We start from the raw sequence: 13,383 nt of genomic DNA, 5'->3' as shown, positions 1-13,383 counted from the left end.
CAGGGTGATGATGCATATGGAGGTGCTGCATGAGTGAGGTCTCCTCGTTGCGCTGGCGAATGCCGCGAATGTTCGCGAAGCAGCCGGTGCACGTCCTCGAGCCGATTCTCAAGTCGCTCAGGAAGCACGACCCGCGAGCGAACACGGCACTCGTGCAGCGAGCCTACGAGGTGGCGAAGGACGCGCACGAGGGGCAGTTCCGCCGCAGCGGCGAGCCCTACATTACGCACCCGGTCGCCGTCGCCAAGATCCTCGCCGATCTCGGCATCGGCTCGATCACCGTAGCCGCCGCGCTCCTCCACGACACCGTCGAAGACACCGACTACACGCTCGACGAGCTTCGATCCGACTTCGGCGACGAGATCGCGATGCTCGTCGACGGCGTGACGAAGCTCGACAAGGTCAAGTACGGCGACAACGCGCAGGCAGAGACCGTGCGCAAGATGGTCGTGGCGATGTCGAAGGACATCCGTGTCCTCGTCATCAAGCTCGCCGACCGCCTGCACAACGCTCGAACGTGGGGCTTTATGTCCCCGGAGAAGGCGAAGAGCAAGGCCAAGGAGACGCTGGAGATCTACGCGCCCCTCGCGCACCGCATGGGCATCCAGGCGATGAAGAACGAGCTCGAGGATCTCTCCTTCGCCGTCATCAATCCCAAGATCTACTCCGAGATCAAGAATCTCGTCGCCCACAGGCAGCCCGAGCGCGAGAAGTACGTGCAGCGGGTCATCGCCGAAGTGCAGTCGGACCTCCGGCAGCTGAAGATGCGGGGCGACGTCTACGGGCGCCCCAAGGAGCTGTATTCGATCTACCAGAAGATGATCGTGCGGGGCCGCGACTTCGACGAGATCTACGACCTCACGGCCATCCGCCTCATCGTCGACTCGGTGCGGGACTGCTACGGCGTCCTCGGTGCCATCCACGCCAGGTGGACGCCCATGCCGGGGCGCTTCAAGGACTACATCGCGACGCCGAAGTTCAACCTGTACCAGTCGCTCCACACCACGGTGATCGGACCGGACGGCAAACCCGTCGAGATCCAGATCCGCACGATCGAGATGCACCGGCGCGCAGAGTTCGGCGTCGCGGCACACTGGATGTACAAGCAGAACGCCCAGTCCGGCAAGCAGGACAAGGCTGACGAGACCCGCACCGAGATGGCGTGGCTCAAGCACCTGAGCGACTGGCAGCAGGAGACCACCGACCCCGGAGAGTTTCTCGACTCCCTGCGCTTCGACCTCGGCGCGAAAGAGGTCTACGTCTTCACGCCCCAGGGCAAGGTCATCGGATTGAGCGCGGGTGCCACACCCGTCGACTTCGCGTACTCGATCCACACCGACGTCGGTCACCGGACCATGGGCGCGAAGGTCAACGGGCGCCTCCTGCCCCTCGACTCGAAGCTGCAGAACGGCGATGTCGTCGAGGTCTTCACCTCCAAGAATCCGGATGCCGGGCCGAAGCAGGACTGGCTGACCTTCGTCGCCAGCGCCCGAGCCAAGAACAAGATCAGGCAGTGGTTCTCGAAGGAGCGCCGAGACGAGGCCATCGAGCAGGGGAAGGACTCCGTCGCCAAGGCGCTGCGGAAGGCCGGTCTCCCGCTCAACAAAGACCACGTCCAAGAAGCGTTCTCCTCGGTCGCCTCGAACCTCCGCTACCTCGACGTGACCGCCCTCTACGCCGCAGTCGGCGACGGGCACGTCTCGACCCAGTCGGTCATGGAGAAGCTGCAGGCCGCCCTCCGCCAGGAGCAGGACGTCCCCGCCGCGGATGAAGCGCCGCAGTTCACCCCCGGCACGACGATCCCGACCACGAGCGACTCCGGCGTCCTCGTCCGGGGTGCACCGGACATCCTCGTCAAGGTCGCGAAGTGCTGCACCCCCGTGCCAGGTGACGACATCCTTGGCTTCGTCACACGCGGCCAGGGCGTCTCCGTGCACCGCGCGGACTGCAACAACGTCGCGAGCCTCCGGCGCGAGCCCGAGCGCATGATCGAGGTCCAGTGGGCCCCCAGCTCCTCGAGCGTGTTCCTCGTGAACATTCAAGTGGAGGCGCTCGATCGCTCCGGACTGCTCAGCGACGTGACTCGCGTGCTGAGCGAGCACCACGTCAACATCCTGTCCGCAACCGTGCACACCTCGAAGGCTCGCCTAGCCATCAGCAAGTTCTCGTTCCAGATGGGCGACACGACGCACCTCGACCGTGTGCTCAACGCCGTCCGCAGGATCGACGGTGTCTACGACGTGTATCGGGTCAAGACGCAGTAGCGCTCGCAGAGCGCGCCAGTGTCGCGCGGTGCCTCGCGAGGGAGACGAATGGTCTCCGGTGGCTGGGATAGTCAGCGAGGAGCTCCACCGGGTCCCTGGCGAGCAGCTGCACCGCGTGGTCGATCGACACCTGGCTGCTCTCCGGGTCATACAGGAGATCCAGGAGCGCGAGATCGGCTCCGACGACCCGGACCCCACCGACGAGCACGACAGCCTCTTCCGGCGGAGCAGTGGACCTGTACCTCACGCCCGATCGCTGACGCCGCGGCGGTCGCGCACCACGCGGGGATGCCAGCGTGACCTGCTGCGGCGGACGTCCGCCCGCATGCACCCAGATCGCTGACGCGCCACCCACAGCGCAGCTGCCGGTCACGAGACGCGCGAGCGTCGAAGCCCGGTCCTCCGCCGTGAGCTGCCCAGAAATGGAGGCGTATCCCACGGCACACGCATGCCCGAAGCGGAAGATCTCACCGTCTCGCTCCATGACCTGGAGCTCGGCGAAGGGCAGAAGACGAAGTGGGGCAGGATGCACGCTCGCATCCTGCCCCACTTCACGGCTCACACGGCAGACGGTCTCGACCGCTGTGGAGTGACGCTCAAGCTCAGCTGCCGATGGCGGCGAGCCAGACGCGGCGGGCTTCGAGGGCCTCTTCGGCCTCCTTGACTGCGCGCTTGTCACCTCGCGCCTCGGCGTCTGCACGCTCGGCCTCGAGCTTCTCGATGGCCTCGGTCAGCTGGCTGTGCATGCCCTGGCTCCGGGCTTGACGCTCGGGGTTGGACTTCTGCCAGTGATCGTCGTCGAGCTTGCGGACGTGCTGCTCGATGGCGCGAAGGCGGTCTTCCGTGGCCTTGAAGTTCTCGCGGGGCACGCGACCGATCTCATCCCAGCGACGCTGGATATCGGCGAGCTTCTCTCGCGCCGCCCGGCGGTCGGTCAGCTGAAGGATCGGGGTCGCCTCTTCGAGCAGCGCAGCCTTGGCCTCGTAGTTGGCGGAGTACTCGACGCTCTCTGCTGCGTCGACCTCGCCCTTCGCCTGGAAGAGCACATCTCCGGCGGCCTTGAACTGGTTCCAGAGCGCGTCGTCGTACTTGCGGCCAGCACGGCCCGCGGCCTTCCACTCGTCGAGGAGCCTGCGATACTCAGCGACGCCGTCGGCGCCGCGGGGGGCAAGCGCCTCCGCCCGCTCCAGAATCTTCGTCTTGGCATCGCGAGCCGTCTTGTGGCTGGCATCGAGCTCCGCGAAGAAAGCTCGGCGCTCGCGCTCGAGAGTGCTGCGCGCGCCACGGAAGCGCTTCCAGAGTGCGTTGGCCTCTGCCTTCGGCAGTCGGGGCCCGTCCTGCTGGTGGGTCTTCCACTTCGCGAAGAGCTCGTCGATGCTGGCCGTCGTCTGCTTCCACTGGATGGAGGCAGGAGGCTGGGCGGCGAGGCGCTCGGCTTCGACCACGATCGCTTCGCGCTCCTGGAGCGCACCTGCGATCTCTTCCTGCTGCGCCTCACGCTGCTGCTCGGTGAGCTCGCTGACGGTGCCGCCGAGCGCCTCGAGACGCGAACGGAGTGCGGCGAGGTCGCCGACCGCGTTCGCGTCGCTCAGCTGTGCGCTGAGGTGCTTGGCGGACTTGGCGATGTCAGAGGCCGGAGCTCCGTTCTTGACGCGCTGCTCGAGGAGAGACACCTGGCCTTCGAGGTCGGAGAACTTGCGAACGAAGTACGCGAGGGCTTCCTCTGTCGTGCCATCGGGGTACTGGCCGACCTTGCGCTCAGTTCCATCTTCGATCACGTACACGGTGCCGTCTTCTTCGACGCGGCCCCACGGATTCTGGGGGAGTGCAGACATGGCGAGTATTCCCTCACGGTAGGCGTTTGCGCAGCTTGCGCGACTGACTCCCCATGCTAGGACACTGCGGGCGTTTCGTTCACCAGGGCATGCCCAGTCTCGCCGTCCCGCTCCAGCAGGCGGCCCGCTCTATCCGCTACTGCAGGGAGAGCGAGGTGATGACGGCGGGCGCCACTGGGGCGCCGTCGCCGCCGCCGGCAGCCGGGTCCACGCCCGGCTCGACGATCCCCGCGATGAACTCGTCAAGGCCGCCCGTGACCTTTCCCATGACGGTGTAGCCGCCTGCGGCATCGCCCGGGAGGATGGTGTCCTCGTAGACGATGAAGAACTGACTGCCCATGCTCTCAGCGTTGCCGCCCTGGCGAGCCATGGCGATCGTGCCGGCGGGGTAGACACCGTCTTCCGGCGCATTCTCGATGGGGCCCCAGCTGTAGCCGGGCCCGCCCGTTCCCGTTCCTGTCGGATCGCCGCACTGCAGGACGAAGAGTCCCTCGGTCGTGAGCCGGTGGCAGGAAGTATCGGTGAAGTAGTTCTCGCCACTGAGCGAGACCATGTTCGCCACCGCCTGCGGGGCCGCGGCGCCATCGAGCTCGATGCCGAGCGTGAGGTCGTCGTTGAAGGTCATCTCGCCCGTCCAGGTGCGTCCCTCGGCGAGGGCCGGGTCCGGTACCTCACCGGACGGAGTGGCCGCCGGGGACGTCGTGGCGTCTGCAGCGGGTGCCGGCGCTCCGGGACCGCCCGTGAAGTAGAAGACCTGCAGTGCGCCGACGACGAGGGCGACCACGACAAGAGCGATCGTCCACGTGCGATTGTCGCGGCTGCGGCGCCGGACGCCGCGCTCGTGGACAGCGACGCGCGCCTCGTACTCGCGGGTTCGCCGACGCTGTTCGCGGGAGTTCTTGTCCGAAGTTGCCACTGTGCCTCATTCGCTTGTCTTCAGCATGCCGTGCAGGCACCAGAGGGGAGTTTACTAACATCGGGCTTCATGACAGGTGACGCGCCAAGCCTTGCGGGCACAACTGCGCCCCTCGCGGTGCGGATGCGCCCGAGATCCCTCGACGAGGTCGTGGGTCAGCGGCACCTGCTGCGCCCCGGCTCACCCCTGCGCGCGCTCGCCTCACCCGAGCAGGACACTCGCGCGGGAACATCCGTCATCCTCTGGGGGCCGCCCGGCACGGGCAAGACGACCCTTGCCCAGGCCATCGCGCACACCTCCGGCAAACGATTCACGCAGCTCTCCGCGATCTCCGCCGGTGTGAAGGACGTGCGGCAGGTCATGGATGAGGCACTGACCCAACGTGACCTGTACGGCATCCAGTCGGTGCTGTTCCTCGACGAGATCCACAGGTTCACCAAGGCGCAGCAGGATGCGCTGCTTCCCGGCGTGGAGAACGGCTGGGTCACGCTCGTCGCGGCGACCACGGAGAACCCCTCGTTCTCGGTCATCAGCCCGCTGCTCTCCAGGAGTCTGCTGCTCACCCTGCAGCCGCTCGACGAGGCAGACCTCATCGAGCTGCTCGACCGCGCGACCGCAGACAAGCGCGGCCTCGGCGGCGCCTTCGAGGTCGCGGATGACGCCAAGCGCGCGATCGTGCAGTTCTCCTCGGGTGACGCACGGCGGGCACTCACGACCTTGGAAGCGGCGGCGGCCGCCGCTCAGGCCTCCGAGCAGACGACGATCGATGCCGAGATCGTCTCGAGTGCCTCGGACCAGGCGCTGCTGCGCTACGACCGGGACGGCGATGAGCACTACGACGTCATCAGTGCGTTCATCAAGTCGGTGCGAGGCAGTGACCCAGATGCTGCCCTCCACTACCTGGCACGCATGATCGTGGCGGGGGAGGACCCGCGTTTCATCGCCCGCAGGCTCATCGTGCTCGCGAGCGAGGACATCGGCCTCGCCGAGCCGCGGGGGCTCGAGATGGCGGTGGCGGCAGCCGACGCCGTCCAGCTCATCGGCATGCCCGAAGGACGCATCCCGCTTGCCCAGGCGACCGTCTTCCTGGCGACTGCCCCGAAGTCGAACGCCGCCTACTCTGGGATCAACGCGGCGATCGCCGATGTCAAGGCTGGCGGGATCGGCCGCGTGCCGAAGCATCTCAGGGACGCGCACTATGCCGGTGCCAAGCGCCTCGGTCATGGCAAGGGATATCGGTACCCGCACGACGACGCGCGGGGAGTCTCCGAGCAGCAGTACCTCCCGGACGAGCTGAGCCAGCGTGAGTACTACTCGCCGACCCGGTTCGGCGAAGAGCGGGAGATCGCTGCGAGGCTCGAGAAGCTGCGGGCCATCACCAAGCCAGGGCTCTGAGCGCGACTCCAGTTGTGCTAGTCTTTCTCGGTCTACCTCCCGGGGTCGCGTGCGGCTGCGCGTCCGAGAGCAAGGCGTGCAGTCTGTAGCCGACGCACGCGCGACACTGCTCAAGTTTGACGCCGGGGCATGGCCTTGGCGGAGAGCAACTTCATTTCTGCGCGCTCACGCGCGCCAAACTTCGCTCGAAAGGCAATTGTGTCCAAGACCTCACGTTCACGCAGCAAGGTGCGCCTCAGCCGCGCACTCGGCATCGCACTCACCCCGAAGGCAGAGCGCGCGCTCGAGAAGCGCCCGTACGCACCGGGAGAGCACGGCCGCACGCGTCGCAAGACCGATAGCGACTACGCCGTCCGTCTGCGCGAGAAGCAGCGCCTGCGCGCCCAGTACGGGCTCCGCGAGAAGCAGCTTCGCATCGTCTTCGAAGAGTCGCGTCGCGCGGCAGGCCTGACGGGTGAGAACCTCGTCGAGCTGCTCGAGATGCGCCTCGACGCGCTTGTCCTGCGTTCGGGCTTCGCCCGCACCACGGCACAGGCTCGTCAGCTCGTCGTGCACCGTCACATCCTCGTCGACGGCAAGCTCGTCGACCGTCCCAGCTTCCGCGTGAAGCCGGGACAGCTCGTCCAGGTCAAGCAGCGCTCGGAGGCCCTCGAGGTCTTCCAGGTCGCCGCCGCCGGTGGCCACGCGGACGTCCTCCCCAAGGTCCCCGCGTACCTCGATGTCGACCTCGCAACGCTCCAGGCACGCCTCGTGCGCCGTCCGAAGCGCGTTGAGGTCCCGGTGACGTGTGAAGTCCAGCTCGTCGTCGAGTACTACGCTGCTCGCTAGCCAAGCAGGCGCTCCGGTTCGCCGGAACTGGCAGTTCGGGACAGCCCGAGCCGCGAGAGCCAACTAACATAGGGGCGGGTCATCGCAAGATGGCCCGCCCCTTTGTCTGTCCTGCGGCACTGCGCCGCTCGTCTACCCGTGCGGCAGCCCCGTTCGTCTACCCGTGCGGCAGCTCGCTGCACTCAGTAAGGAGCACCATGTCTGGTGGCGACATCGCCGGCCTCATCGCGGCCGGAGTCTTCCTCGTCCTCGTCCTTCTGCTCGCAGTACCTCTGCTGAAGCTCGGCGGCGTCCTCGACGAGGTGCGCAGCGGCATCCGCGAGTCGGTCGATGCGATCACCCCCACGCTGGCCGAGACGCAGGTCACCGTGCTCGAAGCCAACAAGCAGCTCGCGAAGATCGACAGCATCACCACTCACGTCTCCGAGACGACGAGCAACGTCTCCAGCCTCGTCGCGCTCACCGCCGCCAGCGTCGGCGGCCCCCTCATCAAGCTCGCTGGGTTCTCCGCGGCAGTGCGTGCCGGCATCTCGAGCTTCAAGAGCGACGGACCGACCAAGCCCAAGGCCAAGTCCACGCCGAAGAAGCCGAAGCCGCGCGCCACGCGCTGACCCGTCCGACCCCCTCACCCCTCTTCACAGGAGTTCGCATGCGCACAGCACTCAGCATCATCGGCGGCATCGCCGCAGGGTTCGCCCTCGCTCACCTCGTCAACTCGACTCCGGCAGGGCGCAAGTTCTTCGCCGGCGTGAACGGCCGCGTCGACGAGTTCACCGAGGCCGTCGCAGAGGGCTACCGCGCCCGCACGCAGGACCTCTCCGCGGCCATCGCCGACATCAAGTAGCGCGACCAGCACATCCCCCGTCGCCTGGGCGGCCTCCGTCGCCCGTCGCCAGAGAAAGAGCCACACCGCACGATGCAAACCGCTGAGATCCGTCGCCGCTACCTCGACTTCTTCGAGAAGCGCGGGCACACCGTCGTCCCTTCCGCGCCCCTCGTCAGCGACGACCCGACGATCATGTTCACGATCGCCGGCATGGTGCCGTTCATCCCTTACTTCACCGGGATCGTGCCGCCTCCGTTCGATCGCGCCGTCAGCGTGCAGAAGTGCATCAGGACCAACGACATCGAAGAGGTCGGGAAGACGCCTCGGCACGGAACGTTCTTCCAGATGTGCGGCAACTTCTCGTTCGGCGACTACTTCAAGCAGGGAGCGATCGAGTTCGCCTGGGAGCTCCTCACCTCCCCGGAGAGCTCCGGCGGTCTCGGCTTCAAGCCCGAAGACCTCTGGATCACGGTGTACGAGAAGGACGACGTCGCTCGCGGCATCTGGCGCGAGGTGACGGGCTTCAGCGACGACCGCATCCAGGGCCTCGGGATGAAGGACAACTTCTGGTCCGCCGGAGGCCCCGGCAGCCCCGCTGGCCCCTGCTCCGAGATCTTCTTCGACCGTGGCCCCGAGTACGGTGTCGACGGCGGCCCCGCCACCGACGACGACCGCTACGTCGAGATCTGGAACCTCGTCTTCATGCAGTACGAGCGAGGCGCAGGCACGACGAAGGACGACTACGAGATCGTCGCCGACCTGCCCAAGCAGAACATCGACACTGGCATGGGTCTCGAGCGCATCGCCTTCATCAAGCAGGGCGTCGACAACATGTACGAGATCGACCAGGTCCGACCTGTGCTCGACAAGGCCGCCGAGATCTCCGGCAAGCGCTACGGTGCGGTGCACACCGACGATGTGCGAATGCGCGTCGTCGCCGATCACGTGCGCTCATCGCTCATGCTCATGGCCGACCGCGTCGAGCCGGGCAACGAAGGACGTGGCTACATCCTGCGTCGCCTGCTCCGTCGAGTCGTTCGCGCCATGCGGCTCCTCGGGTTCGAGGGTGCAAGCCTGCCTCAGCTGCTCCCCGCATCCAAGGACGCCATGCAGGACGCCTACCCGGAGCTCGTCGATGAGTTCCCGCGCATCTCGCGCCTCGCGTACGCCGAGGAGGAGACCTTCCTCCGAACGCTCACGGCGGGCACCGCGATCCTCGACACCGCGGTCACCGAGACGCGGGCCAGCGGCGTGCAGCACCTCTCCGGTGAGACCGCGTTCAAGCTGCACGACACCTTCGGCTTCCCCATCGACCTGACCGTCGAAATCGCCGAGGAGGCAGGAGTCAGCGTCAACCGCGAGGCCTTCGAGCGCCTCATGAGCGAACAGCGCACGAGGGCGAAGGCGGACGCCAAGTCCAAGCGCTCAGCCCTCGCCGATGTCTCGGTCTACAGCGAGTTCCGCTCGCTCGGCGAGACGACATTCGTCGGCTACACCGATCTCGCCCACGAGAGCGAGGTCCTCGGTCTCATCGTCAACGGTGTCCCCGCCGTCAGCGCGGGAACGGGGCAGCAGGTGGAGATCATCCTCGCGAGCACCGCACTGTACGCGGAGTCCGGGGGACAGGAGGCCGACTCCGGCCAGATCACCTCCGCGGCCCGCGGGCTCGTCGCCGACGTCGTCGACGTCCAGCGGCCCATCGCCGGACTCGTCAGCCACACCGTCACCGTCGTCTCCGGCGAGGTCGCGGTCGGCGACCGAGTCGAGACGATCGTCGACCCCGCCTACCGACGCAGCGCCAACCAGGCTCACACGGCGACGCACCTGCTGCACGCCGCGCTGCGCGACGTTCTCGGGCCGGACGCCCACCAGTCCGGCTCCTACAACAAGGCCGGCTACCTGCGGCTCGACTTCTCCTGGAGCCAGGCGCTCACAATCGACACGAGAGCCGAGCTCGAGGGCATCGTGAACGACGCGATCCGCGCAAACCATGCCGTCTCGACCCGGGAGATGGACCTCGACGAGGCGAAGTCCCTGGGCGCTCGCGCGCTGTTCGGCGAGAAGTACGGCAGCCGCGTACGGATGGTGGACATCGGCGGGCCCTGGTCGCGCGAGCTCTGCGGCGGCACCCACGTGGGCAGCTCTTCCGAGGTGGGGATCGTGAACCTCATCGGCGAGTCATCCGTGGGCTCCAGCAACCGGCGCATCGAATCGCTCGTGGGCCGCGATGCCTTCGCGGACTTCGCCGTCGAGCGCGCCATCGTCTCGCAGCTCACGAGCAGCCTGAAGGCGCCGCGGGAGCAGCTTGCCGATCGCGTGCAGGACCTCGCCGCGAGCCTCAAGACTGCGCAGAAGCGCATAGCGGAGCTCGAGGCGGCGGAGGCCATGCAGCGCGTACCGGCTCTTGCCGCTGAGGCGAGCACCGCTGGAGGCGTCGCGCTCGTCGCGAAGCACCTCGGTGAGGTTCGGAGTGCCGACGAGCTCCGCTCGCTCGCGCTCGCCGTCCGCGAGCAGCTCGGCGAGTGTCCGGCCGTCATCGCCCTCGGGGCCGCATCGAACGGCAAGCCGATCGTGCTCGTCGCGACCAACGCCGCCGCCCGGGACACCGGGGCAGCGGCAGGCGCTCTGGTCCGCATCGCCGCCCCGATCCTCGGTGGCGGTGGCGGCGGGAAGCCGGATGTCGCCCAGGGCGGCGGCACCGACGTCGATCGTCTCGACGACGCGCTTGCTGCCATCCGCTCAGCACTGGCGAATGACTGAGTTCCGGATCGGCACCCGACTCGGCGTCGACGTGGGCAAAGCCCGCGTCGGCGTCAGCCGGAGTGATCCGCACGGCATGCTCGCCACCCCCCTCGAGACCGTGCCGCGCGACGGCGCCAAGGGCGACGCGCACGCCAGACGCATCGCGGAACTCGTCGCCGAGTACGACGCCATCGAGATCGTCGTCGGCCTGCCCCTGTCGCTGTCGGGTGCGGAGACCGCCTCGACCGCCGACGCGAGGGCTGTCGCAGAGCAGATCGCGTCGAGCTCTCCGGTGCCACTCAGGTTGGTGGACGAGCGTCTGACGACGGTGAGCGCAAGCCGCCAGCTCCGAGACGTCGGCCGGAAGGCCTCCAGGTCTCGGCACATCATCGATCAGATGGCCGCAGTGGTCATCTTGCAAACCTCGCTCGACGCGGAGCGCCAATCCGGACGTGCACCGGGTGAGCTCCTCTCCCGAAAGGATCAGGACTCTGTCGGACAACCAGACCCCCAGTAGCCACGACGGACGAAAGCGCTTCACACCGGACGACCCATTCGGTGATCTCCTCTCCGACGAGGCGGCCCCGGCGACGGATGCCGTTGGTGCCAGCCCGAGGAGGGCAGGCGGCAACCGGCGGCGCGAGTCGACTGCGGCACGCCGTGGCAAGCGGAGTCTGCTCGTCATCCTCGTGCTCGTCGTCGTCGTCGCCGTGAGCGCGGCAGTCGTGTGGTTCGGTTTCGGCTCGCAGCTGCGCAGCATCTTCGGGGGCGGGGCCGCCTCCGCCGACTTCGAAGGGTCGGGAAACGGCACGGAGCTCGCCTTCACGATCGAGTCCGGCGACACCGGGACCTCGATCGGTGAGCGCCTCGCCGACGTGGGCATCGTGAAGACCTCCGGTGCCTTCGTGGATGAGGTGCTGGCTCAGCCCGAGGACCCGGTGTTCATCCCGGGCAGTTACGGCATGCAGGAGGAGATGAGCGCTGAATCAGCGCTCGTGTCGCTCCTCGACCCTGCGAACCGTCAGGAGTCGACGGTCGTGATCCCGGAGGGGACCGCCCTCCAGGACGTCTACGCCCTCATCGAGGGCGGCGTCGGCATCCCCGTCGCCGACCTTGAGGCCGCCGCGGTTCCCGCGAACTTCGGTCTTCCTGCCGAAGCCACGACCCTCGAGGGTTTCCTGTTCCCGGCGACCTACAGCTTCGATCCCGGCGTCGACGCCACGACGGTGCTCAAGACCCTGGTTGACCGCATGTTCCAGTCGCTCGACGAGCACGGGGTAGCTCCGGAAGCCCGCTGGGACACGGTGCGCCTCGCCTCGCTCATCCAGAAGGAAGCCGGGCTCAGAGAGGACTATTACAAGGTCTCGAGGGTCTTCCTGAACCGACTCGACATGGGCATGCTCCTCCAGTCGGACGCCACGGTGGCCTACGGAACGGGCAACACGCACCGGGTCTCGACGAGCGATGCCGAGCGCGCCGACGCGGCGAACGCCTACAACACCTATGTGCATCCCGGGATGGTGGTCGGCCCCATCTCGAACCCCGGCGACATCGCGATCGACGCGGCGGTGAACCCTGCAGACGGCCCCTGGGTGTACTTCGTGACCTGGAACCTCGACACGGGGGAGACCATCTTCTCCGAGACGTTCGAGGAGCACGAGGTCGCGGTCGCCAAGTGGCTGGCGTGGATGGCCGAGCACCCCGAATATGGGTGAGGCTTCGACGAGGCTCGCCGTCCTGGGGTCTCCGATCGGACACTCGAAGTCTCCAGCGATCCACTCGGCCGCGTACGAGGTCCTCGGTCTCGACTGGAGCTACGAGCGCTTCGACGTTCCGCAGGGCGGGCTTGCAGATTTCCTCGCCTCAAGGGGGCCGGGATGGCGCGGGTTCTCCGTGACCATGCCCCTGAAGCACGAGGCTCGCGCGTTCGCCTCGACGCTCGCCCCCGCCGCAACGGAGATCGGCGCCGTCAACACGCTAATCTTCGACGGGGCGGACGCGGGCGCCCCGTCTCGAGGGTGGAACACGGATGTGACGGGCTTCGTCGCGGCGCTCAATGAGGCTGGCGTTGACTCGGCTCCTCGGGTGCGACTGCTGGGCGCTGGCGGCACGGCGGCCGCCGTCATCGCCGCGCTGCCCTCGCTGGCAGCGACCGAGCTCTCCATCGTCGTCCGATCGCCGGAACGAGCGCAGGGCATGGTGGCGCTCGCGCGCTCGCTGGGGGTCGAGGTCGAGGTGCTGACCTTCGCTGAATTCGACGCGCGTCCTGCCGAGGCGCGCGCCGCGGAGCTCGTCGTCAACACCGTGCCGGGAGACCGGGACCACATCGGCATCGATGCATCGTGGGTGCAGGGGGCGGTGCTGTTCGACGTGCTCTACGACCCGTGGCCCACGAAGCTCGCGACGCGCTGGCAGGCCGCCGGTGGTCAGGTGGTCTCGGGACTCGAGCTCCTCCTGGCCCAGGCACTCGTGCAGGTTCGGCTCTTCACCGGCCGCGATGAGTCGGAAGTGCTCCCCAGGGAGGCCGAGGTTCGCTCGGCGATGCGAACCGCCGCGCTGCGCGTGTCAGAATAGTCC

The 13,383-nt window shown here is 67.5% G+C and carries 12 protein-coding genes; 9 read left to right on the top strand and 3 right to left on the bottom strand.

What is annotated here, in order from left to right; translation table 11 throughout:
* Window positions 1-29: 29 nt before the first annotated feature.
* Entirely contained in the window at window positions 30-2,264 is a 2,235-nt protein-coding gene (locus GV007_RS08015) for a RelA/SpoT family protein (RefSeq protein WP_104241291.1), read from the top strand.
* On the opposite strand, the gene GV007_RS08010 is transcribed toward GV007_RS08015, so the two are convergent.
* The 3 genes from GV007_RS08010 to GV007_RS08000 all read right to left on the bottom strand — a co-directional run bounded on the left by GV007_RS08010 (window position 2,251) and on the right by GV007_RS08000 (window position 5,015).
* Entirely contained in the window at window positions 2,251-2,826 is a 576-nt protein-coding gene (locus GV007_RS08010) for a hypothetical protein (RefSeq protein ID WP_160071803.1), read from the bottom strand. The two genes, GV007_RS08015 and GV007_RS08010, sit on opposite strands and share 14 nt — an antisense overlap.
* Window positions 2,827-2,866: 40 nt before the next feature.
* Entirely contained in the window at window positions 2,867-4,099 is a 1,233-nt protein-coding gene (locus GV007_RS08005) for a DUF349 domain-containing protein (RefSeq protein WP_104241289.1), read from the bottom strand.
* Window positions 4,100-4,235: 136 nt separating this feature from the next.
* Complete coding sequence (locus GV007_RS08000; RefSeq protein WP_160071802.1) at window positions 4,236-5,015, bottom strand: peptidylprolyl isomerase; 780 nt, start codon at window positions 5,013-5,015, stop codon at window positions 4,236-4,238.
* Window positions 5,016-5,084: 69 nt separating this feature from the next.
* On the opposite strand from GV007_RS08000, the gene GV007_RS07995 reads away from it, so the two are divergent.
* From GV007_RS07995 to GV007_RS07960, 8 genes are all read left to right on the top strand, one after another.
* Entirely contained in the window at window positions 5,085-6,410 is a 1,326-nt protein-coding gene (locus GV007_RS07995; RefSeq protein ID WP_160071801.1) for a replication-associated recombination protein A, read from the top strand.
* Window positions 6,411-6,608: 198 nt separating this feature from the next.
* Entirely contained in the window at window positions 6,609-7,238 is a 630-nt protein-coding gene (gene rpsD / locus GV007_RS07990) for a 30S ribosomal protein S4 (RefSeq protein ID WP_104241286.1), read from the top strand.
* A gap of 197 nt (window positions 7,239-7,435) precedes the next feature.
* Window positions 7,436-7,849 carry a DUF948 domain-containing protein gene (locus GV007_RS07985; protein ID WP_160071800.1) on the top strand — a complete coding sequence of 138 codons (414 nt, stop codon included), beginning with the start codon at window positions 7,436-7,438 and terminating at the stop codon, window positions 7,847-7,849.
* A gap of 38 nt (window positions 7,850-7,887) precedes the next feature.
* On the top strand, window positions 7,888-8,082 hold the full coding sequence (locus tag GV007_RS07980) for a Na+ dependent nucleoside transporter N-terminal domain-containing protein (RefSeq protein ID WP_104241284.1): 195 nt from the start codon (window positions 7,888-7,890) through the stop codon (window positions 8,080-8,082).
* Window positions 8,083-8,154: 72 nt separating this feature from the next.
* Entirely contained in the window at window positions 8,155-10,824 is a 2,670-nt protein-coding gene (gene alaS / locus GV007_RS07975; protein ID WP_160071799.1) for an alanine--tRNA ligase, read from the top strand.
* Window positions 10,817-11,323, top strand: a complete 507-nt coding sequence (gene ruvX / locus GV007_RS07970) for a Holliday junction resolvase RuvX (RefSeq protein WP_104241282.1) — start codon at window positions 10,817-10,819, stop codon at window positions 11,321-11,323. Before alaS ends, ruvX begins: the two co-directional genes overlap by 8 nt.
* Window positions 11,268-12,521 carry an endolytic transglycosylase MltG gene (gene mltG, locus GV007_RS07965; RefSeq protein ID WP_201297639.1) on the top strand — a complete coding sequence of 418 codons (1,254 nt, stop codon included), beginning with the start codon at window positions 11,268-11,270 and terminating at the stop codon, window positions 12,519-12,521. The genes ruvX and mltG overlap by 56 nt, the downstream gene beginning before the upstream one ends.
* The gene (locus tag GV007_RS07960; RefSeq protein ID WP_160071798.1) at window positions 12,514-13,380 is read left to right on the top strand and encodes a shikimate dehydrogenase; all 867 of its coding nucleotides are present in this window, start codon (window positions 12,514-12,516) and stop codon (window positions 13,378-13,380) included. The genes mltG and GV007_RS07960 overlap by 8 nt, the downstream gene beginning before the upstream one ends.
* The last annotated feature ends 3 nt before the right edge of the window (window positions 13,381-13,383 follow it).

It is taken from the genome of Pseudoclavibacter sp. 8L (assembly GCF_902506465.1).
GTDB lineage: Bacteria > Actinomycetota > Actinomycetes > Actinomycetales > Microbacteriaceae > Pseudoclavibacter.
The sequence above is the reverse complement of the archived record's forward strand: the minus strand, read 5'-3'. Positions and strand labels throughout refer to the sequence as shown.